The sequence below is a fragment of the Lichenibacterium dinghuense genome, assembly GCF_021730615.1.
GTDB classification, from domain to species: Bacteria; Pseudomonadota; Alphaproteobacteria; order Rhizobiales; family Beijerinckiaceae; genus Lichenihabitans; species Lichenihabitans dinghuensis.
The window spans coordinates 978,360-1,000,953 of sequence record NZ_JAJLMN010000001.1 but is presented as its reverse complement, the minus strand read 5'-3'; the positions used below and the strand labels follow the sequence as shown (position 1 = coordinate 1,000,953).

General features: G+C 73.3%; 24 protein-coding genes, 1 tRNA gene and 1 pseudogene. 13 read left to right on the top strand and 13 right to left on the bottom strand.

Translation table 11 applies throughout. The features are described 5' to 3' along the window. Nucleotides 1-34: 34 nt before the first annotated feature. Nucleotides 35-730: a glutamine amidotransferase-related protein gene (locus tag L7N97_RS04785; RefSeq protein ID WP_237477211.1), complete on the top strand. Its 696-nt coding sequence runs from the start codon at nt 35-37 to the stop codon at nt 728-730. A 13-nt stretch (nt 731-743) separates the two neighbouring features. On the opposite strand, the gene L7N97_RS04780 is transcribed toward L7N97_RS04785, so the two are convergent. Together L7N97_RS04780 and L7N97_RS04775 are read right to left on the bottom strand one after the other, a co-directional pair. Then, the gene (locus tag L7N97_RS04780; protein ID WP_237477210.1) at nt 744-1,592 is read right to left on the bottom strand and encodes a branched-chain amino acid aminotransferase; all 849 of its coding nucleotides are present in this window, start codon (nt 1,590-1,592) and stop codon (nt 744-746) included. 56 nt (nt 1,593-1,648) lie between these two features. Next, entirely contained in the window at nt 1,649-2,845 is a 1,197-nt protein-coding gene (locus L7N97_RS04775) for an MFS transporter (RefSeq protein ID WP_237477209.1), read from the bottom strand. 276 nt (nt 2,846-3,121) lie between these two features. Between L7N97_RS04775 and L7N97_RS04770 the strand changes: the two genes are divergently transcribed. Next, nucleotides 3,122-4,543 (top strand): class II 3-deoxy-7-phosphoheptulonate synthase, encoded by a 1,422-nt coding sequence (locus L7N97_RS04770; RefSeq protein ID WP_237477208.1) that lies wholly within the window; start codon nt 3,122-3,124, stop codon nt 4,541-4,543. Nucleotides 4,544-4,654: 111 nt separating this feature from the next. On the opposite strand, the gene L7N97_RS04765 is transcribed toward L7N97_RS04770, so the two are convergent. Both L7N97_RS04765 and L7N97_RS04760 read right to left on the bottom strand, forming a co-directional pair. After that, nucleotides 4,655-4,730, bottom strand: a tRNA-Thr gene (locus L7N97_RS04765). A 67-nt stretch (nt 4,731-4,797) separates the two neighbouring features. Continuing rightward, on the bottom strand, nt 4,798-5,613 hold the full coding sequence (locus L7N97_RS04760) for a hypothetical protein (protein ID WP_237477207.1): 816 nt from the start codon (nt 5,611-5,613) through the stop codon (nt 4,798-4,800). A 339-nt stretch (nt 5,614-5,952) separates the two neighbouring features. Here L7N97_RS04760 and L7N97_RS04755 point away from each other — a divergent pair, with 339 nt between their 5' ends. After that, the gene (locus L7N97_RS04755; protein WP_237477206.1) at nt 5,953-6,450 is read left to right on the top strand and encodes a YciE/YciF ferroxidase family protein; all 498 of its coding nucleotides are present in this window, start codon (nt 5,953-5,955) and stop codon (nt 6,448-6,450) included. 24 nt (nt 6,451-6,474) lie between these two features. On the opposite strand, the gene L7N97_RS04750 is transcribed toward L7N97_RS04755, so the two are convergent. From L7N97_RS04750 to L7N97_RS04730, 5 genes and pseudogenes are all read right to left on the bottom strand, one after another. After that, on the bottom strand, nt 6,475-6,855 hold the full coding sequence (locus L7N97_RS04750; protein ID WP_237477205.1) for an acyl-CoA thioesterase: 381 nt from the start codon (nt 6,853-6,855) through the stop codon (nt 6,475-6,477). A gap of 132 nt (nt 6,856-6,987) precedes the next feature. Next, on the bottom strand, nt 6,988-7,398 hold the full coding sequence (locus tag L7N97_RS04745; RefSeq protein ID WP_237477204.1) for a response regulator: 411 nt from the start codon (nt 7,396-7,398) through the stop codon (nt 6,988-6,990). A 192-nt stretch (nt 7,399-7,590) separates the two neighbouring features. Continuing rightward, nucleotides 7,591-8,085 (bottom strand): annotated as a pseudogene (locus L7N97_RS04740) (YciE/YciF ferroxidase family protein); the annotation flags it as partial. A 145-nt stretch (nt 8,086-8,230) separates the two neighbouring features. Then, a complete protein-coding gene (locus tag L7N97_RS04735; RefSeq protein ID WP_237477202.1) occupies nt 8,231-9,250 on the bottom strand; it encodes an LLM class flavin-dependent oxidoreductase in 1,020 nt (339 codons plus the stop codon). Nucleotides 9,251-9,596: 346 nt separating this feature from the next. Continuing rightward, complete coding sequence (locus L7N97_RS04730) at nt 9,597-10,298, bottom strand: FadR/GntR family transcriptional regulator (protein ID WP_237477201.1); 702 nt, start codon at nt 10,296-10,298, stop codon at nt 9,597-9,599. 179 nt (nt 10,299-10,477) lie between these two features. On the opposite strand from L7N97_RS04730, the gene L7N97_RS04725 reads away from it, so the two are divergent. The 5 genes from L7N97_RS04725 (at nt 10,478) to L7N97_RS04705 (ending at nt 15,998) form a co-directional block, all read left to right on the top strand. After that, nucleotides 10,478-11,488, top strand: coding sequence for a zinc-binding alcohol dehydrogenase family protein (locus L7N97_RS04725; protein ID WP_237477200.1), 1,011 nt, complete (start codon nt 10,478-10,480; stop codon nt 11,486-11,488). Between the two features lie 115 nt (nt 11,489-11,603). Next, nucleotides 11,604-12,611, top strand: a complete 1,008-nt coding sequence (locus L7N97_RS04720) for an ABC transporter substrate-binding protein (protein ID WP_237477199.1) — start codon at nt 11,604-11,606, stop codon at nt 12,609-12,611. Then, nucleotides 12,608-14,107: a sugar ABC transporter ATP-binding protein gene (locus L7N97_RS04715; RefSeq protein ID WP_237477198.1), complete on the top strand. Its 1,500-nt coding sequence runs from the start codon at nt 12,608-12,610 to the stop codon at nt 14,105-14,107. Before L7N97_RS04720 ends, L7N97_RS04715 begins: the two co-directional genes overlap by 4 nt. After that, complete coding sequence (locus L7N97_RS04710) at nt 14,107-15,048, top strand: ABC transporter permease (RefSeq protein ID WP_237482043.1); 942 nt, start codon at nt 14,107-14,109, stop codon at nt 15,046-15,048. The genes L7N97_RS04715 and L7N97_RS04710 overlap by 1 nt, the downstream gene beginning before the upstream one ends. Next, a complete protein-coding gene (locus L7N97_RS04705; protein ID WP_237482042.1) occupies nt 15,048-15,998 on the top strand; it encodes an ABC transporter permease in 951 nt (316 codons plus the stop codon). The genes L7N97_RS04710 and L7N97_RS04705 overlap by 1 nt, the downstream gene beginning before the upstream one ends. 62 nt (nt 15,999-16,060) lie before the next feature. On the opposite strand, the gene L7N97_RS04700 is transcribed toward L7N97_RS04705, so the two are convergent. Beyond that, a complete protein-coding gene (locus L7N97_RS04700; RefSeq protein WP_237477197.1) occupies nt 16,061-17,200 on the bottom strand; it encodes a fumarylacetoacetate hydrolase family protein in 1,140 nt (379 codons plus the stop codon). A gap of 215 nt (nt 17,201-17,415) precedes the next feature. On the opposite strand from L7N97_RS04700, the gene L7N97_RS04695 reads away from it, so the two are divergent. Both L7N97_RS04695 and L7N97_RS04690 read left to right on the top strand, forming a co-directional pair. Beyond that, nucleotides 17,416-18,090, top strand: a complete 675-nt coding sequence (locus L7N97_RS04695) for an RraA family protein (RefSeq protein WP_237477196.1) — start codon at nt 17,416-17,418, stop codon at nt 18,088-18,090. A gap of 64 nt (nt 18,091-18,154) precedes the next feature. Beyond that, nucleotides 18,155-19,429 (top strand): glycerate kinase type-2 family protein, encoded by a 1,275-nt coding sequence (locus L7N97_RS04690; RefSeq protein WP_237477195.1) that lies wholly within the window; start codon nt 18,155-18,157, stop codon nt 19,427-19,429. Between the two features lie 21 nt (nt 19,430-19,450). Here L7N97_RS04690 and L7N97_RS04685 read toward each other — a convergent pair whose 3' ends face one another. Continuing rightward, a complete protein-coding gene (locus L7N97_RS04685) occupies nt 19,451-19,954 on the bottom strand; it encodes a cupin domain-containing protein (protein WP_237477194.1) in 504 nt (167 codons plus the stop codon). 234 nt (nt 19,955-20,188) lie between these two features. On the opposite strand from L7N97_RS04685, the gene L7N97_RS04680 reads away from it, so the two are divergent. After that, nucleotides 20,189-20,857 carry a peroxiredoxin gene (locus L7N97_RS04680; RefSeq protein WP_237477193.1) on the top strand — a complete coding sequence of 223 codons (669 nt, stop codon included), beginning with the start codon at nt 20,189-20,191 and terminating at the stop codon, nt 20,855-20,857. 73 nt (nt 20,858-20,930) lie between these two features. Here L7N97_RS04680 and L7N97_RS04675 read toward each other — a convergent pair whose 3' ends face one another. After that, nucleotides 20,931-21,155: a hypothetical protein gene (locus tag L7N97_RS04675; protein WP_237477192.1), complete on the bottom strand. Its 225-nt coding sequence runs from the start codon at nt 21,153-21,155 to the stop codon at nt 20,931-20,933. Between the two features lie 216 nt (nt 21,156-21,371). On the opposite strand from L7N97_RS04675, the gene L7N97_RS04670 reads away from it, so the two are divergent. Together L7N97_RS04670 and L7N97_RS04665 are read left to right on the top strand one after the other, a co-directional pair. Continuing rightward, nucleotides 21,372-21,623 carry a hypothetical protein gene (locus tag L7N97_RS04670; protein WP_237477191.1) on the top strand — a complete coding sequence of 84 codons (252 nt, stop codon included), beginning with the start codon at nt 21,372-21,374 and terminating at the stop codon, nt 21,621-21,623. A gap of 163 nt (nt 21,624-21,786) precedes the next feature. Continuing rightward, complete coding sequence (locus L7N97_RS04665; protein WP_237477190.1) at nt 21,787-22,074, top strand: hypothetical protein; 288 nt, start codon at nt 21,787-21,789, stop codon at nt 22,072-22,074. Nucleotides 22,075-22,184: 110 nt separating this feature from the next. Here the strand turns inward: L7N97_RS04665 and L7N97_RS04660 are convergent, their stop codons facing one another. Further along, nucleotides 22,185-22,517, bottom strand: a complete 333-nt coding sequence (locus L7N97_RS04660) for a hypothetical protein (RefSeq protein WP_237477189.1) — start codon at nt 22,515-22,517, stop codon at nt 22,185-22,187. Nucleotides 22,518-22,594: the final 77 nt, after the last annotated feature.

Sequence of the window (22,594 nt, the reverse complement as noted above, 5' to 3'; positions counted from 1 at the left end):
GCGGGCCTCGCAGCCGCGCCGAGGAGGCGACCCCGTGACCACCATCGGCATCCTCGAAACCGGCGTGCCGCCGGACGACCTCGCGGCGCGCTTCGGCCGCTACGACGCCATGATGCGGCGCATGCTGGGCGACGGCTTCGCCTGCCGCACCTACCGGGTGCGCGACGGCGAGCTGCCGGCCGCGCCCGACGCGCATCCGGCCTACGTGATCACCGGCTCGTCGGCCGGCGCCTACGAGGACCTGCCCTGGATCGCGCCGCTGGAGGACTTCATCCGTGCCATCCACGGCCGCGCCCGCATGGTGGGGGTGTGCTTCGGCCACCAGGTGATGGCGCAGGCGCTCGGCGGCCGCGTCGAGAGGAGCGACAAGGGCTGGGGCCTCGGGCTGCACCGCTACGCGGTCGACCGGGCGGAGCCCTGGATGGACGGCGCGGCCGGCGTGGCCGTCGCGGCCTCGCACCAGGATCAGGTCGTGGAAGCCCCGCCCGGCGCCACGGTGCTGCTGTCGAGCGGCTTCACGCCCAACGCGGCGCTGCTCTACGCGGGCGGCGAGGCCGTGTCGTTCCAGTTCCACCCCGAGTTCGAGCGCGGCATGGCGCAGGCGCTGGTCGACCTGCGCCGTCCGCAGCTCGACGAGGCCGAGGCCGACCGCATGCGGGCGAGCCTCGACGCGCCGAGCGACGCCGCGCGCGTCGGCGGCTGGATCAGGCGGTTCATCGCGCGGCCGTGACGCCGCGCCGCCCTCAGCCGTGCGCGAAGTCCCAGTAGAGCGCGCGGGCCCTGGCCGCGACCGGCCCCCGCGGCAGCTCCCGGTCGTCGACACGCGTGATCGGCACGACCTTCGAATAGTTGCCGGTCGAGAACAGCTCGTCGGCCCGCGCCACGTCCTCGTAGGACAGCCGGGCCTCGACGACCTCCGTCCCGGCGCCGCGCAGCAGCCCGATCACACGGGCGCGGGTGATGCCGGCCAGGAAGGTGCCGTTCGGGGCCGGCGTGAAGACCGTGCCGCCCTTCACCAGGAACAGGTTGGCGTTGGCGAGCTCGGCCAGGTCGCCGTACGCGTCCAGCATGGCGCAGTTGTCGAAGCCGCGCCGCTTGGCCTCGGCCAGCGCGCGGGCGCCGTTGGGGTAGAGGCACCCGGCCTTGGCCTCGGTCGGCGCCGTGTCGGGCCGGGGCCGGCGGAACGGCGACAGCGTCACCGCCACGCCGGCGGGCTTCGGCATCGGGGCCTCGTAGACCGACAGGCACCAGCGCGTGGTGGCGGGGTCGAACATCACGCCGCCGCCGTAGCCGGCCTCGGCCCAGTACATGGGGCGGACGTAGAGCTCGGGCCGGGCGCCGAAGCGCGCGATGCCGTCGCGGGCGAGGTCCATCCAGCGGGCGGGACCCACGACGGGGTCGAGCCCGAAGGCCGCGGCGGAGGCGTTGATCCGCGCGCAGTGGAGGTCGAGGTCCGGCGTCACGCCCTCGAAGGCGCGGGCGCCGTCGAACACGGACGAGGCCATCCAGGCGCCGTGCGTCCGCACCCCCATGATCGGCACGTTGCCCTCGTGCCAGCGGTCCTCGAAGAAGGTCCAGGTTCGCGAATGCATGGGGCGCTCCGCCGAGGGATCCGCGCGGACGCTAACCCCGAGTCGTCACGGAACCGTCAACCGCGGCCAGGTTCGATCTCCCCGAGCGTCGGCTCGCGCCGCAGCGCGGGGCCGCGCCCACGGACGCCGACGCGCCACATCGCGTAGGCGGCCAGGGCCGCGTGGGTGGCGCCGTTCTGCCAGAACAGCGCGGTGGCGCCGAACCGCCCCATCAGGGCCGCGGCCAGCACGGGCGCGAGGATCGCGCCGGCGCAGTACAGGAACAGCAGCCCCGACGACACCGTGACGGCGTGGAGCGGCCCCGCGCGGTCGTTGGCGTGGCTGACCGCCAGCGTGTAGAGCACCATGGTGGTGGAGCCCACCGCGAAGCCGAGCGCGCAGACGAGGCCGTAGGGCAGGGCGGAGCCGAGCGCCAGCGCCGCCTCGGCCAGCGCGCCGACGCCCGCGAAGCCGATCAGCACGAGGCGCCGGTCGATCCGGTCCGACAGGCGGCCGGCGGGGTAGAGCGCCAGCGCGGTGCCGATGATCACGCAGGTGATGAAGCCCGCCACGCGGCCGGCGTCGAGGCCGAGGCTCAGCCCGTAGACCGGCACCATGGCCCAGAACGAGCCGTTGGCGCAGCCGATCGCGAAGGCCGCCACCGCCCCGACCGGCGCCGTGTTCCACAGCCAGGGCAGGCGCAGGCTGACGGTGCGCGGCTTCGGCGGCGGCTCCGCCCGGGTGAAGGCCATGGGCAGCATGGCGAGGGCGAAGAGCCCGGCCACGAGCGAGAACAGCGCCGCCGAGCGCGGGTCGACGAAGGCCAGCACCTCCTGCCCGGCCGCGGTCGCGCCGTAGCTGACCACCTGGTAGACGGCGTAGATGCGCCCGCGGTTGCCGGCGTTGGACTTGTCGCTGAGCCAGGCCTCGATCACGGCGTAGAAGCCGGAGAACAGGAAGCCGATCGCGTAGCGCAGCCCCACCCACACGGCGGGCACGACCGCGAGCGGGTAGACGAGCGCCACCACCACGGCGCCCGCCACGAAGGCCGCGAAGGCGCGGATGTAGCCCGCCCGCGCGATGAGGCCCGGCGCCGCCAGCGTGCCGGCCAGCATGCCGGCGAAATAGCCAGAGCCGAGCAGGCCGATGGCGAGGTCCGGGAAGCCCTCCATCTTGGCGCGCAGCGGCACCAGCGTGTTGACGAGCCCGTTGCCGGCGATGAGCACGAGCACGGAGGACAGGAGCGCGGCGATGGACGAGACGGCGGCGGGCATCGGCTGGGTGCGGGAGGGCTGGGACGGGCCGGCGGCGCGGGTTCGTCGACGGGGCCGCCCTTCCTGCCCGCGCCAAGGCGGCGGAACCGTGTCTCCGCGCCGATAAAACCGACGATTGGAGCCGTTCGGACGCGTTCGCCGGAGCCGTGTTGCCGGCGCGCCGCAGTCGAGGGCGCCCCGAATGTGGACCGATGCGCGCGCTGGTGTATAAGCGCGGCCTCACGGTCGGGAAAAGGACCGTCGGCGCCGGAGCGAGGCGCCGCGGGGAGTGGAACCATGGCACAGGATCGCAAGCTGTTCGAGGGCGGGGCCCGCGCGAACTGGACGCCCGCGAGCTGGCGGGGGTTTCCGGTCGAGCAGTCGCCCGTGTATCCGGACGCCGCGAGCCTCGACGCCGTCGAGCGGCAGATCGCCGGCTTCCCGCCGCTCGTCTTCGCCGGCGAGGCGCGCAAGCTGAAGCGCACGCTGGGCCAGGTGGCGAAGGGCGAGGCCTTCCTGCTGCAGGGCGGCGACTGCGCGGAAGCCTTCGGCGAGCACGCCGCCGACACGATCCGCGACTCGTTCCGCGTGTTCCTGCAGATGGCGCTGGTGATGACCTTCGCGGGCGCGGTGCCGGTGGTGAAGGTCGGCCGCATCGCGGGCCAGTTCGCCAAGCCCCGCTCGGCCCCGACCGAGACGGTCGACGGCGTCGAGCTGCCGAGCTACCGCGGCGACATCATCAACGGGATCGAGTTCGACGCCGCGGCCCGCACGCCGGACCCGCAGCGCCAGCTCGACGCCTACCGGCAGTCGGCCGCGACGCTGAACCTGCTGCGCGCCTTCGCGGGCGGCGGCTATGCCAACCTCGAGAACGCGCACCGCTGGATGCTGGGCTTCGTCGCCGACAGCCCGTCCTCGTCGCGCTACGCGGCGGTGGCGGACCGGCTGACCGAGAGCCTGGAGTTCATGCGCGCCATCGGGCTCGACGCCGAACACCACCCCGAGCTGCGCGCGACGGATTTCTACACCTCGCACGAGGCGCTGCTGCTCGGCTACGAGCAGGCGCTGACCCGGATCGACTCGACCAGCGGCGACCCCTACGCCACCTCGGGCCACATGATCTGGATCGGCGACCGCACCCGGCAGCCGGACGGCGCCCACGTGGAGTTCTTCCGCGGCGTGAAGAACCCGATCGGCCTGAAGTGCGGGCCGAGCATGACGGCCGACGGCCTGCTGAAGTTGATCGACATCCTCAACCCGGCCGACGAGGCCGGGCGCCTGACGCTGATCTGCCGCTTCGGCGCCGACAAGGTGGGCGACCACCTGCCGGCCCTGATCCGCGCGGTGCAGCGCGAGGGCCGCACCGTCGTGTGGTCCTGCGACCCGATGCACGGCAACACCATCAAGGCGTCGAGCGGCTACAAGACCCGCCCGTTCGACCGCATCATGGGCGAGATCCGCACCTTCTTCGCCGTCCACGCGGCGGAAGGGACCTATCCGGGCGGCGTCCACTTGGAGATGACGGGCAAGAACGTGACGGAATGCACGGGCGGTGCTCGCGCGATCTCCGACACCGACCTGCACGACCGCTACCACACCTACTGCGACCCCCGGCTCAACGCCGAGCAGTCGATCGAGGTGGCGTTCCTGGTGGCGGAGCTGCTCAAGGCCGGGCGGCAGGGCCGGGCGAGCCTGCTGCGCGCCGACGCGGCGGAATGACCGCGGCGGCGGGTCGGCGCCTCGCGCCCGACCCGCCGCCACGACGATCTGGTCTTCAGGGCAGCGAAGGCGACGGACCTCGCTGTCGTGACTGGCTCGATTGATGAGGAGTGGTGCCGGTTGCAGGAATCGAACCTGCGACCTTCGGTTTACAAAACCGCTGCTCTACCAGCTGAGCTAAACCGGCGACGCACGCATTCTACTTGATTGCCTTGACGTGACAACGGAAATCGCTCCCGAAGTCTCGGTCCCGGTCAGAAGTAGTGCCAGACACCGGCCGTGAAGCCCCGCCCGTGCAGCGCGTCGCGCCGAGACGCCGTCGTGAAGGCGCCGAACTGCAGGGCCCAGGCCTGCGTCAGCGCGTAGACGCCCGTCGCGGCGACGCGCGTGGACCGGGACCGCAGGTCGCCGGGCCCCACCGGCACCGTCGTGAAGCTCTGCAGCAGCACCAGGAGGCGGTCGGTCGGGTAGAAGCCGACGGTGGCGTCGGCGTGGCCCTCCGCGGCCGCCCCGCCGGAGCGGAGCCGGTAGCTGGCCTGCAGGTCGAGGAAGGGCCTGAACGGCAGGGGCAGGTTGGCCCCGGCGAGCACGCGCAGGTCCCCCTCGCGGGACGTGTTGCCCACCAGCGCCGGATTGGCGCGCGAGGTGGAGCCCGGCAGCGTGAAAGTGCCCTGCACGGCCAGCACGGCGGGCCCGAACGCCAGCGCCTGCCACTGCGCGCCGACCGTGCCTTCGCCGAGGCCGCGGTAGCGGCCCGCATCGGGCGCCCCGATCCGGATGTCGTCGAGCGACGGGCGGGCGATCAGGGTCAGGCTTTCGGTGGCGCCGTATTCCACGTAGGCGGCGAGCTCGGACTTGCTGTAGCTCCGCGCGGGCGCCAGACGCCCGCGGCCGTCGAAATAATCTGTTCCGGAGTCCAGCGTGTAGTCGACGATGGCGAGGCCCTGGCCTTGCGGCCGATTCCAGGGCCCGGCCGCGGCGGGCTGGACGGCGACGGAGCCCAGCAGGATGGCGAGCCGTGCCGCGCTCGCCCGCACCGGGGTCGGGCAACGCGGCACCGCGGGGATCAAGCTCCGGCCATCCGTCGCAACCCTTCTTCCGCCGTGGGCCTCTGAGGCCAGCGGACGGCGACGAGCGACATCGAAGAGGCGGCCCGCCGTCGTCGCTCCTGCCCCGAGACTAGGGTCGCGGGCAGGGCGATGCAATGATCAATTGAGGATATCCCCGCGACCGGGCGACCGACGCTCTCCCCGGAGCTGGGGCGTCGCCGCCAGGCCGACGGTGCGTCGCGGGCCGGCCTGCATCCTCCTGCGGCGTGGTGCAGCATCGCTCGGCGATCGCTTGATCGCCCCCATTGGCCAGCCCTGAAGGGTCGCCGACGTCCGCGGCCCGAACGGGAGGAGGGTCCGATGGCCGACGCGGCATTCGAGCAGTGGTACGTGCAGGGGCTGCAGGCGGTGAGGACCGCCGCCGACCAGGGGCGCGCGGCGTCGGGCAGCGAGCACGCCCGGAACGCGCCGCCCGAGATCCGCGAGCTGATGGAGGGCGGTGCCAAGGTCTTCGGCCGGCACGCCGAAACGCTGGGCGGCCTGCTGCACAAGGCGGGCGGCGCCGCGGGCAGCGCGCCGAATCCCTTCTGGGACGGCATCCAGAAGGGCAGCCAGCACATGATCCAGGCCGCGCAGGACGCGGGCGTGCGGGAAGCCAGCGTCGTCGCCGCGGCGCAGATCGCCACGCACTATTTCATCGCGGCCTACGGCACGCTGGCCTCCAACGCCAAGCACCTCGGGCTCGACGAGGACGCGCGGGCGCTGAAGGGCTTGGCGGACGAGATGAAGGCCGCGGACGAGCGGATGACGCAGCTCGCCGAGGACAAGTTCAACGAGCGGGCCGGCTCGGGCGCCTGACGCGGGCCCGCCGCGCCGGGGCGATCAGCCTCGGCGGAACCCGCGCGGCTTGCCCGCGTCGTCGACCGGCACGTAGGTGAACAGCCCCTCGGTGACCTTCTCGGCATCGTCGCCGTCGCGGCTCTGGGACCAGGTCTCGATCTTCACCGTCAGGGACTCGTCGTCCGCCCGGTCAAGCGAGCAATAGCAGCTCACCTCGTCGCCCACCGAGACGGCGTGGAGGAACCGCATCGCCTCGATGCTGCCCGTGACCACGCGGCCCCGGCTGCGGCGGGCCGCGAAGGTGCCGCCCGCCAGATCCATCTGCGACAGGATCCAGCCGCCGAAGATGGCGCCGCTCGCGTTGGTGTCGGCCGGCATGGCCACGGTGCGGAGCAGGGGGGCTTCGGGTGCGCGGTCCGCCATCTGCAGAACATCCCTCGACGTGGATGCGGATCAAGTCCCGTTCCGCCGTCCGGGTTCCGGCCGGGGAGATCGGGCCGCCCCCGCCCCGCGAGGGGAGCGCGGATCCCGTTCGCCAGCTCGTCCGGGCGGCGCTCAGGACCGCAGCCCCTCCGGCTTGCGGCCCTCCGGCATGATCTCGCGCAGGTGGCCGTGCACCGTCTCGGCGCTGAACGGCTTGCCGATGAAGCGGGCCCCGGCCGGCATGTCGCCGTCGTGCGGCCGGAGCCGACCCGAGGCGACCACGATCGAGATCGCGGGCCATTTCGCCGCGACCTCCCGCGCCAGGGCGAAACCGTCGCGCGAGCCCGGCATCTCAACGTCGGAGAACAGCAGCGTCACGTCGAGGTGGCGCTGTTCGAGCATGAGGATGGCCGCGTCGCCGTCGGCCGCCTCTAGGGTGCGGAAGCCCAGGCCCGCCAGCAGGTCGGACACATCCATCCGCAGGATGTCGTCGTCGTCGACGACGAGGGCGTGAGGCGGTCGGTCGGGGAGCGGAGCAGCCATGCACACCGAATGTTTCACACATGCGATGGTTCACTGCGCCGCCGCGCCCGTGCGCGCCGCTCAGGCCTTGGCGGGCGCCTTCTTGGGAGCCTTCTTCGCGGGCTTCTCGGCGGCCTCGGCGGCCTCGTCGCCTTCGAGCTCGCCCTCGGCTTCCCGGTCCTCCTCGTCCTCGTCGTCGTCCTCCTCGACCTCGCCCTTCCCGGCCGCCGCGTTGGCCTGGGCTTCGGCGATCTTGCTCAGCTTCGCGTCGAAGGCCTTGTCCTCGCCGGTGATCTCCTCCAGCAGCTTCGCCGCGTCGGCGTGGCCGAGCTGCTTGGCCCAGGCCTTGAGCGAGCCGTAGCGGGCGATCTCGTAGTGCTCGACGGCCTGCAGGCAGCCGATCAGCACGGCGTCGGACGCTTCGGTGTCCTCGAACTCCTCAAGGTCCTCCGTCATCTCCTCGACGATGCCCTTCATGGCCTCGCAGGTCTTGGCGCGGGCGGTCTTGCCGATGATCTCGAACACCTGCTCCAGCCGCTCGATCTGCCCGGCGCTCTGTTCGCGGTGGCCCTCGATGGCCTCCTTCAGGCCGGCGTCCTCGGCTGCCTTGGCCGACTTGCCGAGCGCGCGGGCGGCCTGCTTCTTCGCCCAGTAGGCGTCCTTCAGCGTCTCGTAGAACGCGTCGCTGAGCGTCTTTTCCTTGGCCATGGTCCGGCTCCTCACATCCCGCCGCCCTGCGGAGACGCCGCAAAGCTCGCGCGGGAGCGGGGCGCCGACGGGGCGCCCTCGATCCCGCCGGAGCCCAACACGGTGCCGCGGAGGAGGTTCACCCCGAAACGGCAGGGCCTCGCCGTCAGCGCCAGCCGAGCGCGGGCGCGACGTGCTTGAGGACGCTCTCGATCACGTGCGTGTTGTAGCCCACGCCGAGCTGGTTCGGCACGGTGAGCAGCAGCGTGTCGGCCTCGGCGATGGCCTCGTCCTCCCGGAGCTGCTCCACCAGCCGGTCGGGTTCGGCCGCGTAGGAGCGGCCGAACACCGCGCGCATGTTGTCGATCACGCCCACCTGATCGCCGCCTTCGCCGCTGCGGCCGAAGAAGGCGCGGTCGCGGTCGCTCACCAGCGCGAAGATCGAGCGCGACACGGAGACCCGCGGCGCGCGGGCGTGGCCGGCCTTCGCCCAGGCGTCGCGGTAGAGGCGGATCTGCCGCGCCTGCTGGACGTGGAAGGGCTCGCCCGTCTCGTCGGCCTTGAGGGTCGAACTCTGCAGGTTCATGCCGCGCGTCGCTGCCCAGACCGCGGTCGCGTCCGACGCGGAGCCCCACCAGATCCGGTCCCGCAGCGTCGGGGAATGCGGCTCCACGCGCAGCAGGCCCGGCGGGTTCGGGAACATCGGGCGCGGGCTCGGCTCGGCGAAGCCCTCGCCGCGCAGCACGTCGAGGAACACCTCGGCGTGGCGGCGCCCCATGTCGGCGTCGCTCTCGCCCGCCGCCGGCGCGTAGCCGAAGTGCCGCCAGCCCTCGACGACCTGCTCGGGCGAGCCGCGGCTGAGGCCGAGCTGCAGCCGCTCGCCGGCGATGAGGTCGGCCGCGCCCGCGTCCTCCGCCATGTAGAGCGGGTTCTCGTAGCGCATGTCGATCACGCCGGTGCCGATCTCGATGCTGCGCGTGCGCGCCCCCACGGCCGCAAGCAGCGGGAAGGGGGATGCGAGCTGGCGCGCGAAGTGGTGCACGCGGAAATAGGCCCCGTCGGCGCCGACCTCCTCGGCCGCCTGGGCGAGGTCGATGGACTGCAGCAGGACGTCCCGGGCCGACCGCGTGGCGGAGCCCGGCGACGGCGACCAGTGCCCGAAGGACAGGAAGCCGATCTTCTTCATGGTGATGCCCTCCGGACGCGGCGCGCCGTTCGCGGCCGTGCCGCGCCCTGTCTCGACGCATCGGGGCGGCGGAGCGCCGCCCGGTGCTGGCGCTGATTAGGGGAGGGCGGACGCGCCCGGCAAGCAGGCACATGGTTGTAACCGGGCCGGCTGGCTTCACGGCCATGATCGGGGTCGACCCGCCGATCGCGGCGGGACCGGCACCCCGAAGCTCGTGGAGCGATGGCCCGATCGCCAGCCGGCGCGGCCGAGGTGGCCGCGCCGTTCGAGGTGAGGGTCGGCCTGTCCCGGCCATCGACGAGGCGCCGCGGGCCGAGCCGGGCGAGGATGCCGCCGTGGATGGGTTTCAGGGCGCGCAGACGCCGTTCAGCCACCGCTCGCCCGACTGCTGGAGGTGGCGGCGCATCGCGGCCTCGGCCTGGAACGGGTCGTTGCCTTCGAGGGCCGCCAGGATGGCCTCGTGCTCCGACAGGGCGGCCGACCAGGTCTCGCCGTTCTCGGACCGCGCGCTGACCCGGTTCGACAGGCGGCTGTGGCGCCCGTCGAAGAGGTCGCCCACGATGCGCGCCAGCAGCCCGTTGCCGGACTGGCGCGCGATGGCGACGTGGAACGACCGGTCGTGGTCGAGCGGGTCGCGCCCTTCCGCGATCGCGGCCCGCATGTGCTCGACCGCCGAGCGGAGCGCCAGGAGCGTGCCCGGCGCCATGCGGGCGCAGGCCAGGACGATCACGGCCCCCTCGATGACCATGCGCCCGTGCATGAGTTCCGAGGGGCTCTCGCCCAGCACCGTCAGGCCGCCGGGCCACCGCTCCGCCGCGGAGGTGACGTAGACGCCGGACCCGAGCCGGATCTCGACCACGCCCTCGATCTCCAACGCCACCAGGGCCTCGCGCAGGGACGGGCGGGACACGCCGAGCTGAGCCGCGAGGTCGCGTTCGGCCGGCAGCCGGGCCCCGACGGCGAGCTGCCCGCCGCGGATCAGCGCGCGGATGTCGTCGGCCACCACCTGGTAGATGCGGCGGGGATCGGGGCGCTTCGCGTCGGTCAAGCGGCACTCCCCCGGGTCGCGGCTGCGAGTCGGCCGCGACACCATCTTGCCCACCGTCCGGCGGTCAGGCCAATAGTTCATTGGCTTGACAAGCCGGGCTCGCGCCCATGAGATGACCGGCAATCGTCAGGCCAGAGCCCGAGGCTCCCCGCCTGTGACATCCGGGGGAGGACGAGCCGATGCTGACCGTCGTGTGCGAGGCCCCGGGCCGGCTGGAGGCGCGGGAGCGCCCGGCCCCGGAGCGGGGGCCGGACGAGATCCTGGTCCGCATCAGGAGGGTCGGTGTCTGCGGCACCGACCTGCACATCTTCGAGGGGACGCAGCCCTACCTGTCCTACCCGCGCGTCATGGGCCACGAGCTGGCCGGCATCGCCGAGGAGGTGCCCGAGGGCAGCGAGGTCCGGGTCGGCGACGTCGTCTACATCGTGCCCTACCTGTCCTGCGAAACCTGCGGCGCCTGCCGGTCCGGGAGGACGAACTGCTGCCGCCACCTCCAGGTGCTCGGCGTCCACCGCGACGGCGGCATGGCGGACTACCTCAGCCTCCCCCGGCGCTTCGTGCGCGCCGCGACGGGCCTCAGCCTCGACCAGGCCGCGATGGTGGAGTTCCTCGCCATCGGGGCCCACGCGGTGCGGCGGAGCCGGGCCGTCGCGGGGCAGCGCTGCCTCGTGGTCGGGGCGGGGCCGATCGGCATCGCGGTCGCGCTCTTCGCCCGGCTGCGGGGCGCCGCCGTCACGATGCTGGACGCGCGCCGGGACCGCTTGGCCTTCTGCGAGCGGGAGCTCGACCTTCGGTCGGTCGTCGAGGTCGGGCCGGGCGACGAGGGCGAACTCGCCGCCTTGACGGAGGGCGAGATGTTCGATCTCGTCTTCGACGCGACCGGCAATCCCCGCGCCATGGAGCGGGGCTTCCGCTTCGTGGCCCACGGCGGCACCTACGTCCTGGTCTCCATCGTGAGCGGCGACATCTCCTTCTCGGATCCGGAGTTCCACAAGCGCGAAACCAGCCTGCTCGGCAGCCGCAACGCGACGGTCGAGGATTTCGAGACCGTGGTGGAGGCGCTGCGGGCGGGCGCGATCCCGGCCGACCGGCTGAACACCCATCGCATGCCGCTGGCGGACGCGCCCGCGTCCTTCGCGCGGCTGCTCGATCCCGAACAGGGCGTCGTCAAGGCGCTCCTCGACGTGTGACCATCGCGCGGCGGCTCCGGCCGCCGCCCATGGTCGACGGCACCCATCGACCCGTGAGGCTCCCCTCACCAAGGCGCCGGAGAGCGCCCAACGCCACAGCCACAAGGGAAACGCCATGAAAGCGCTCGCCGCATCGACCGTCCTGCTCGCCCTGGGCGTCCTGCCCGCCACGGCGGCGGACACCAAGGACATGAAGATCGCCCTGTCCAACAACTTCGCCGGCAACAGCTGGCGGCAGGCCATGCTGAAGAGCTGGGAAACCGTCACCAAGCGGGCCGTCGCCGACGGCGCCGTGGCCGAGGCGCCCGCCTTCACCACCTCGGAGAACCAGGCGACCGAGCAGGCCGGCCAGATCCAGAACATGATCCTGCAGGGCTACAACGCCATCGTGATCGACGCGGCCTCGCCCACCGCGCTCAACGGCGCCATCAAGCAGGCCTGCGACGCCGGCATCGTCGTGGTGACCTTCGACGGCATCGCCACGGAGCCCTGCGCCTACCGCATCGCCGTCGACTTCAAGAAGCTCGGCGACATGCAGATCGGCTACTTCAAGTCGCGCGGCCTCAAGGGCAACCTCCTCGAGATCCGCGGCCTCGCGGGCGTCTTCGTGGACGACGAGATCCACGACGGGATCGAGGCCGGCGTGAAGGCGGACCCGGACCTCAAGATCGTCGGCAGCGTCCACGGCGACTGGACGCAGACCGTCGCGCAGAAGGAGGTGGCCGGCATCCTGCCGACCCTGCCCGAGGTCGTCGCGGTGGCGACGCAGGGCGGCGACGGCTTCGGCACAGCCCAGGCCTTCAAGGACGCCGGCCGCAAGACGCCGGTGATCTTCCTCGGCAACCGCGAGGACGAGCTGAGCTGGTGGAAGCAGCAGAAGGACGCCAACGGCTACCAGACCATGTCGGCCTCGATCGCGCCGGGCTCCTCCACCTTCGCCTTCTGGGTGGCCAAGAAGATCCTGGCCGGCGAGAAGCTGCCGCACGACATGACGCTGCCCATCACGGTCGTGACCCAGGACAACCTCGAAGACCAGCTCAAGCATACCGAGAAGGGCAGCGTCACCAACGTCGAATACAAGGAGGCGGACGTGTCCCGCATCCTGGCGGACTCCGCCAAGTGACCACGCCCGGCGGGGGCGCGGCGTCGGCGGCGCTCCCCGCCGATGCCGCTGAAACGGCCGCGGGGGCGGCCTTCGTCGACCTCCGCGGCGTCGCCAGGAGCTTCGGCGCCGTCCGCGCCCTCCGGCCGGTCGATCTCTCGGTGCGCCGCGGCGAGTGCCTCGGCCTCGTGGGCCACAACGGCGCCGGCAAGTCGACGCTGATGAACGTCCTGTCGGGCGCGCTGCCGGCCAGCGCCGGCACGATCGCGATCGCGGGCCAGGACCTGACGGGACGGTACGACGTGCGCGGCGCCCACCGGGCCGGCGTGCGCTGCGTGTTCCAGGAACTCTCGCTGTGCCCGAACCTGTCGGTCGCCGAGAACGCCAGGATCGCCCACCCGTCGCTCAACGGCTTCGGCTGGCGCCGGCGCGCCGCGGCCCTCATGCAGGACGCGCTCGACCGCATCTTCCCCCGCCACGGCATCGCCATGGGCGACGTGGTCGGCGCGCTGCCGATCGGCCGGCGCCAGATGGTCGAGATCGCCCGCGCCTTCACCGAGACGGACGAGACGGCGCGGCTCGTGATCCTCGACGAGCCGACCTCGTCGCTCGACGCCTCGGCGGCCGAGCAGCTCGTGTCCGCGGCCCGGCGCTTCGCGGCCGCGGGCGGCAGCGCCATCGTGATCTCCCACAAGATCAACGAGATCCTGGCGGTCGCAGACCGGATCGTGGTGATGAAGGACGGCGCGGTGGTGGACGACCGGCCGCGGGCCGCCTTCACCCGCGAAGGCGTCGTCGACGCCATGGGCCACGCCGTCGAGCGCGCACGCGCCACGCGCGTGTCCACCGCCACGGCCGCGACCGTGGTGGAGGTGCCGAGCGCGCGGCCCGGGAGCCTGCCGCTCCGCGCGGCCGCGGGCGAGATCATCGGCCTCGCCGGCCTCGCCGGCCACGGGCAGACCGAGCTGCTCCTCGCCGTGCAGGCGCTCCGGCGTGACGTCCGCGTCACGGGCGACGTCGCCCTCGTGCCGGGCGACCGCACCAACGACGGCGTGTTCCCGCTCTGGTCGATCGAGCGCAACATGTCGGCGCGCTGGCTGCCCGGCCTGCGCGGCAAGCTGTTCCTCGACGGCCGGCGCGAGCGGGCGGAGGCGGCCGAATGGCGCCGCCGCCTCGCGCTGAAGACGCCGGACCTGCGCGACCCCATCCTGTCGCTGTCGGGCGGCAACCAGCAGAAGGCGCTGTTCGCCCGCGCGCTCGGCTCCACGGCCCGGATCATCCTCATGGACGACCCGATGCGGGGCGTCGACGTCGGCACCAAGCAGGACGTCTACGCCATGATCGCGGCGGAGGCGGCGGGCGGCCGGACCTTCCTGTGGTACACGACCGAGATGGACGAGCTGTTCCACTGCGACCGGACCTACGTGTTCCACGACGGCCTGATCGTGGAGGAGCTGCGGGCGGACCAGATGTCGGAGAACGCGGTGGTGCGGGCCTCCTTCCGGGAGCACGCGTGATGGGGCGCGTCCTGTCCTGGTCGGCCGCCGAGCGCCTGCTGCCGGCCGTCACGCTGGCGGCCCTGCTGGCCGGCATCTTCTCCCAGCAGCCGCGCGCCATGTCGTATTTCGGGCTCGACCTGCTGCTCAACCTGTCGGTCCCCATCATCTTCGCGACGCTGGCGCAGATGCTGGTCATCGCCATCAACGACCTCGACCTGTCCATCGGCGCCTTCGTGTCGCTGGTGGCCTGCATCGGCTCGACGCTGCTGACCACGCAGCCGGTGCTGGGCGTGCTGGCGCTCTGCGCCGCGGTCGCGGCCTACGGCCTCGTCGGCGCCCTGATCGAGTGGCGCCGCCTGCCGTCGATCGTGGTGACGCTGGGCCTGTCCTTCGTGTGGCTCGGGCTCGCGGTCATCATCCTGCCGACGCCCGGCGGCCGCGCCCCCGCGGTCCTGTCGACCCTGGTCCGGTTCAAGCCGCCCTTCGCCCCGCTGCCGGTCTACGTCGCGGCCGCGGTCGCGCTCATCGGCTGGCTCGTTGTGTCGCGCTCCTCGCTCGGCGTCGTGCTGCGCGGCGCGGGCGGGAACCCGCGCTCGGTCGCCCGCGCGGGCTGGTCGATGCTGCTGATCCGCGTCGCCGTCTACGCGACCGCGGGCCTGCTCGGCACGGTCGCCGGGCTGCTCCTGCTCGGGCTCACGACCTCGGGCGACGCCAACATCGCGTCCCGCTACACGCTGCTGTCCATCGCCTCCGTGATCCTCGGGGGGGCCTCGTTCACGGGCGGGCGGGTGTTCCCGGTCGGCGCGGTCCTCGGGGCCGTGACGCTGACCCTGGCAGCCTCGTTCCTGACGTTCATGCGGATCAGCCCGGACTGGCAGATCGGCGCGCAGGGCTTCATCCTCATCGGCGTCCTGGCCCTGCGGGCGCTGCTGTCGCGCGCGAAGGAGACCGCCGCATGATCGCCGCCCTCCGCAGCCGGGTCGACGCGGCGCCCTGGGTCTGGTCCTTCGTCGGCACGGCCGCCGCCTGGGGCGTGACGCTGTGGATCTCGGGCGGGCGGGGCGGGGAGCAGATCCTGTCCGCCGCCCTCACCTTCTCGGCCTTCACGGTTCTGGTGTCGCTCGGCCAAATGATGGTCATCACCACGGGGCCCGGCAACGTGGACCTGTCGATCCCCTCCGTGATCGCCCTGTCGAGCGCCGTGTCCATGCTGGTCATGGACGAGCGGGCCGGCATGATCGTGCCGGGCCTCCTCGCCGCGGTCGCGGCGGGCCTCGCGGTCGGGGGCTGCAACTACGCGCTGATCCGCCTCCTGCGCATCCCGCCCATCATCGCGACGCTGTCGTCCAGCCTCGTCGTGATGTCGGTCGCGATCGTGCTCGGCCGGGGCCTCAAGATCAAGCCGCCGCAGAGCTATGCCGACCTCACCACGGCCAAGCTCGCCGGGGTGCCGCTGCTCGCGATCCTGGCCCTGGCGGTCGCGGTCGCGATCTCCTTCGTGCTGGAGCGGACCCTGTACGGCCGCACCGTGTCGGCCATCGGCCAGAGCCGCCGCGTCGCCCGCCTCGCCGGCCTCCACGTCGAGCGCACGAGCTTCATGACCTACGTGCTCTCGGGCGGGCTGGCGGGGCTCACCGGGGCCCTCATCGCGGGCTTCTCGGGCGGCAACTCGCTGGACCAGGGGGCCGAATACCTGCTGCTGACCATCGCCGTCGTGGTGATCGGCGGCACGTCGGTGGCGGGCGGGCGCGCCAGCGTCCCTGGCGTGTGGGGTGCGGCGCTGTTCATGTTCCTGATCGTGACCATGCTGAACGCGTCCGGCGTGTCGCCGGGCGTGCGGATGCTGACGACGGGCCTCATCATCATCGGCGTGATAGCGGCCGGGGGCGGCGAGCGGTCGGCGCGCTGACGCCCGGCGCGCTCGACCGCATCCCGCCGGGGGCGAGGTCGCCCGCCCGGCGCGCGGGCGCGCTAGAGCAGCCCGCGTCCCGCGAGGTTGCGCATGAGGTGCGAGGCGCCGAACGTCCAGGGCGGGCAGTCGGTCGACAGGCGGACGCGGTTGCGCAGCAGGCCGAGCGCGTCGTTGCCGATCGACACCACGTCGTCGATATGGTGCGTGAAGCCCTGGCCCGCCTCGCCGCGGTCCTCGGTGGGCGCGAACAGGGTTCCCATGAACAGCACGAGGCCGTCCGGGTACTGGTGGTGGCGGCCGATCGTCTGGGCGACGAGGTCGAGCGGGTCGCGGCTGATCTCCTTCATTGAGCTGTGCCCCCGCAGCACGAAGCCGTCGCGGCCCTCGACGGTCAGGTGCAGCTCCGCCGCGCGCACGTCGTCCATGCCGTAGCTGCCGTCGAACAGGCGGATGAAGGGGCCGACCGAGCAGGACGCGTTGTTGTCCTTCGCCTTGCCGAGCAGCAGCGCCGAGCGGCCCTCGACGTCGCGCAGGTTGACGTCGTTGCCGAGCGTGGCGCCCTTCACCCGGCCCCGGCTGTCGACGGCGAGCACCACCTCCGGCTCGGGGTTGTTCCACTTCGAGATCGGGTGCAGCCCGACGTCGGCGCCGTGCCCGACCGACGACAGCACCTGCGCCTTGGAGAACACCTCGGCGTCCGGCCCGATCCCGACCTCGAGGTACTGCGACCACAGGCCTTCCTCGATCAGCGCCGCCTTGACCCGCGCGGCCTCGGGCGTGCCGGCCCGCACGTCGCGCAGGCTGTCGCCGATCACGGCGGACACGCGGTCGCGGATGCGGGTGGCGAGGTCCGGGTTGCCCGCGGCGCGCTCCTCGATCACGCGCTCCACCATGGAGCGCGCGAAGGTTACGCCGCAGGCCTTGACGGCCTGGAGGTCGATCGGGGCGAGGAGCCGCACGGGGCCGGCCGAGCCGGCCTCCAGCAGGGGCTCGACGTCGCAGAGCGCCTCGCCCCCCATCGCGGCCACGGCGGAGGCCGGGTCGTCCCGCTCCAGGAGGTCGCGCATCGTCGGCGCCTCGGCGCCCGTGACGTCGACGACCCGGCCGTCGCGCACCGCGACCACCGAGGGGCCGCCAATGTCCTCGCGCCACACCCGGCCCACGAAGGTGCCGGTCCGCAGGAAGTCGCTCGCCGCCATGATGTTCCCCCCGTGCTCCGAGGCTCCGCTCCGGCCCCGCCCGCAGCCGCTCCCCGCGGCCGGGCGACCGAGCCTTGAGCGCCTCGCGGGAGCCCTTATAAGGGGCGGACGCCCGTGCCCGCTACTGGCAGCGGGCCGCCGCCCGCGCCGACGCTCCTCCGGGCAGCGGCGGCGGAGCGGGCCACCATGAGCCACGACAGCATCCGGGGCGAGCCATGAGCGAGACGGACCCGCGCGACATCCCCGCCCTCGACCTCGACCACCTGGCCGGGGTCACCTACAGCGCCGTCTTCTCGGACGTCTGCGACCGCCTGGGCTTCCGCGACCAGACCGCCGAGCCCGGCATCGTCCCGCTCGCCGGCCGGGGCACCGTCGTCGGCTGGGCCCGCACGGCCCGGAGCCGGCCCGTCGACCGGGCGCCCGAGCGCCCCTACGGCGCCGAGATCGACTTCCTCGACAGCCTCCGCCCCGGCGACGTCGCGGTGGTCGACTGCTCGGAGAGGCCCGCGGCGGCCTGGGGCGAGCTCTTCTCCACGGCGTCGGTCGGGCGCGGCGCCCGGGGCGCGCTCGTCGACGGCTACATCCGCGACCGCGCGAAGATCGACGCGCTGGGCTTCCCGGTGCTCGGCCGCGGCTGCCGCCCCACCGACAGCCTCGGCCGCGTCTCCATCCAGGCCGTCGACGTCGGCATCCGGTTCGGCGGCGTGAGGGTGTCCGCCGGCGACCTCGTGGTGGCGGATGCGGACGGCGTGACGGTTGTGCCGCGCGCGATCGTCCGGGAAGCGGTCGCGCTCGCGGTCGAGAAGGCCGGCCTGGAGGACGGCGCGCGAGACCTCCTGCTCGCCGGCGGCAGGATGGCCGACGTCTGGGAGAGGTACCGCGTCCTTTGAGGCCGCACCCGGCCGGGGACCACGCCGCGGGCCCGCGCGAAAGGCCAGCATGGAGCCGAGAAAGATGAGCACCACCTGGTCCGACGCTAGAGCCCGGTCGGCGCTGCGCCGCATCTTCGACGCGGCGGTGGCCGACGCCAATCCGGGTGCCGCCGTGCGGCGCCACCTGCCGCCGAAGCCAAAGGGGCGCTGCGTGGTGGTCGGGGCCGGCAAGGCCTCGGCCGCCATGGCGGCGGCCCTCGACGCGGCCTGGCCGGACGTGGAGCTGTCGGGCGTCGTGGTGACCCGCTACGGCCACGCCGTGCCGGCCGGGCGCGTCGAGATCCTCCAAGCCTCGCATCCGGTGCCGGACGCCATGAGCGAGACGGCGGCGCGCCGCATGCTGGCGGCCGTCGGCGGCCTGACGCCGGACGACCTCGTGGTCGCCCTGATCTCGGGCGGCGGCTCGGCGCTGCTCGCCCTGCCGGCGCCGGGGATGACCCTGGCCGACAAGCAGGCCGTCAACGCCGCGCTGCTGGCGAGCGGCGCCACGATCGGGGAGATGAACGTGCTGCGCAAGCGGCTCTCCGCCATCAAGGGCGGGCGCCTCGCCGCGGCGGCCCGGCCGGCCCGCGTCGCCACGCTCGTGATCAGCGACGTGCCGGGCGACGACCCGGCGCTGATCGCCTCCGGCCCGACGCTGCCCGACGGCGGCGGCCCCGAGGCGGCGCGCGAGATCGTCACCCGCTACGCGCTGTCGCTCCCCGAGGGCGCGCGCCGCGCGCTGGAGCGCGCCGCGGAGCCACCCGGTCCGGGTTGGGACGCGGACGAGGTGGCGGTCGTGGCCGCGCCGGTGACGGCCCTGCGCGCCGCCGCCCTCGCGGCGCGGCAGGAGGGGCTGACGCCGCTGATCCTCGGCGACGCGCTCGAAGGCGAGAGCCGCGAGCTCGGCACCGTCCTGGCCGGCATGGCGCGCTCCGTCGCGAGGCACGGCCAGCCCGTCGAGGCGCCCGCGGTGCTGCTGTCGGGCGGGGAAACCACGGTGACGATCGGCCGGGGCCCGGCCGGCCGCGGCGGGCGCAACACCGAGTTCCTGCTCGCCTTCGCGCTGGCGGCGGCGGGCCACGACCGCGTCTGGGCGGTCGCGGGCGACAGCGACGGCATCGACGGGACGGAGGACGCCGCGGGCGCCATCGTGACGCCCGACACCCTCGCCCGCAGCCGCGCGGCCGGCCTCGACCCCCGCGCGGTGCTGTCGGCCCACGACAGCTATTCGCTGTTCGCCGCCGTGGGCGACCTCGTCGTCACCGGCCCGACGCTGACCAACGTCAACGACGTCAGGGCCGTGCTGATCGCCTGAGGGCGGGCCTCGCGCGGCGCGTCAGGCGCGCGGGTCCCGGTGGATCGGGTCGACCCAGTAGACGGCCTCGGGCTTCTCGACCGGGTCGACGTCCGTGATGTTGACCACCACGGCCTCGTTGTCGGAGCGCACCAGCACGCATTCGAGCACCTGCGCGGGGTCGGCGTTGATCTCCTGGTGGGGCACGTAGGGCGGCACGAAGATGAAGTCGCCCGGCCCCGCCTCGGCCACGTATTCCAGCCGCTCGCCCCAGCGCATGCGCGCCCGGCCGCGCAGCACGAAGATCACGCTCTCAAGCGCGCCGTGGTGGTGCACGCCGGTCTTGGCGTCGGGCTCGATCGCCACCGTGCCGGCCCAGATGCGCTGCGCGCCGACGCGGGCGTGGTCGATCGCGGCCTGCCGGAACATGCCGGGCGTCTGCGCCGTGTTGGGGTCGAGCTGGTCGCCCTTGATGACCCGCACGCCGTCGTGTTTCCAGCGCTCACCATGGTCGTGGTGATGGTCGCCGTGGTGGTGCTCGCTCATCGTCCGTCCCCGTTCGGCGCCCGCCCGCGGTCGCGCTTTCCCGCCAACGCACGGAGGCGGGGCCTGTGATCCCGGCTCGGGCGCGGGCCGTCCCTTATCGTCTACAAAATCCGTAGCTGATTTGGTGCGCCCCGTCCGGCGTGCTAACCTCGCCGGATCGGGAGCGTTCCCGAACCGCGCCCGGGAGCGTCGGTCTGCGCGCGTTCGGGCAGGTCCGGAGGAGTGGAGGTTCACATGCTGCAGATCGGACAGACGGCCCCGGATTTCTCGGCCGAGACCACGCAGGGCACCGTCCACTTCCACGACTGGGTGGGCGACGGCTGGTGCGTGCTGTTCTCCCACCCGAAGGACTTCACGCCCGTCTGCACCACCGAGCTGGGGAGCCTCGCGCGGCTCAAGCCCGAGTTCGACCGGCGCGGCTGCAAGGTGATCGGCCTGTCGGTCGACCCCGTCGAGCGCCACGGCCTCTGGGCGCGCGACATCGCCGAGACGCAGGGCGCCGAGCCGGACTTCCCCATGATCGGCGACACGGACCTCGCCGTGTCGAAGCTCTACGGCATGCTGCCGTTCGGGGCGGGCGACACGTCGGAGGGCCGCACGGCCGCCGACAACGCCACGGTCCGCACCGTCTTCGTGATCGGGCCGGACAAGACGGTGAAGCTCGCCATGGCCTATCCCATGTCGACGGGCCGCAACTTCGCCGAGATCCTGCGCGCGCTCGACTCGCTGCAGCTCACCGCGTTGCACAAGGTCGCGACCCCGGCCGACTGGCAGGTGGGCGAGGACGTCATCATCCCGGCCAGCGTGTCGGACGACGAGGCCGCGAAGCTCTACCCCGCCGGCTTCCGGACCTTGAAGCCCTACCTGCGCACCGTGGCGTCGCCGCGCCCGGCCGGGGACTGAGGCGGCGGGCCGCCGGGAGCGGCGCCGCGCGCGCGTCCCACGCCCCGCCACGTCCCGGCGGAGGAGGGACGGATCAATAGTCGACGCGACCGGCGTGCAGCGCCTCGGACTGGGCGAAGACGCAGGCCTGGCGCATCAGGTTGCCGTGGGCCAGCGCCATGGCGGTCCCTTCCGGACCCTGGAGGTGCCGGCGCCCCGATCCGTCGCGGGCGATGTGGAAGATCCAGGCCATCGTCGATCCCTCGTGCGCGACCTCGACCAGATCGGGCTGTCTGTAGGTCGCTCGGAACTTCGCCATCGCTGCGCTCCCTCGCCGGCTGTGCTGGCGCGAGAACAACGCGGGCGCGAACGGGATGGTGCTGCGACGGGGCCGCGGTACGAGGGCGCGCGGCGGGCGGTCGCGCGTCGAACGGCTCCCGTGCCCCGCGCGGCGGACATGCGCCGCGCAAGGGCCGTCCCCGATGATCCTCCGATGCAGGGTGAGGACGGGACGCCGCACCGCGAGGAGGGGGCCATGGAGGCTTTCGAGATGACGCCGCATCACGACGCCATCAGGACCGAGATCGAGGCCGCCGAGGCCGCGGTGGAGCGCTACGATCACGTCACCGAGGCGAGCGCCGCCGTGATCGACCGGGCCCGCGCCGCGGTGGAGGCGGCGATCGAGGCCGACATGCCGCCGCGCTTCTTCGTCAACCTGCGCGTGTACCTGTCCATCTACAACGCGCCGGCGCGGGCCGCGGAGTCGCGGGCGCGCTTCGGCGGATAGGGGGACCAGCTTTCAAGGCCGGTCGTTCGCGGGAAGCGGCCCATCGCGGCCCGGCCCGCGCCGCGGCGACCCGGTGGACAGCCCGTCCGAACGGGTCCAATCACCCTCGCGGGACCGGTGCGGCCGAGGGCCGGCGCGGTCCGCAAGGAGACAGCCCCCGCCGATGCGCCTCGCCCTGTGTCTCGTCGCCGCGCTGGCGTGCCTGTCGCCGGCCCTCGGAGCGCCGCGCATCGCCGTCCCGCCGGCCCTCAGGCAGTCGGCCCTGCTGTGCCTCGGCGAGGCCCTGCGCCTGTGTCCGGGCGCGCTGGCCGCGAAGGACCACGGCGTGTCCTGCATCGTGGGCAAGCGCCGCCTGCTCAGCGCGCCGTGTCGCAGCGTCTACGATCAGGGCTTGCGCCTCCTGCAGGGCGGCGACCTGCACCTCCAGCTCAGGCCGCCGCGCAAGCCCTGAGGGGGTCATACGAAATCCGTTCGATCCCTTCGTGATGCGGATTTCGGCTTCGCTCATGCGCCGCGCGGGCTGGTGATACGGCACCCCGGCCTGTTCGGCCGGACGCCGTATCAGCCGTCCGCGGGCAGGCTCGCCGAGAAGGCGGGCCACCACGTCCGCCGGGCCGCCAGGGCGAAGCGGGCGGCGCCGTCGTAGGTGCCGACCGCCGCGGCCTCGCCCGCGCGGCCGCGCAGGAGCGCCCGCACCGTGTCGGCCGGCACGCGCCCGTCGTCGCCGCGTATCGCCGCGCAGACCCGCTCGAACAGCGCCATCAGCTCGCCCGCGGTCGCGACGCCCGCGATCGCGCTGGCGCCGTCCCAGGCGACCAGCCTGTCGAAGGCGTCCCTGAGGTCCTCGGGGTCGCCGCGCGCGAGGTCGGCCTCGATGTCGTCGCGATGGAGCAAGGTCCGTCCTCCCGGGTGCTGGACTCCCGCCTGCATGGACCGGCGCCGGCCCGCCGTCGAGCCGGCCTCTACGCCCT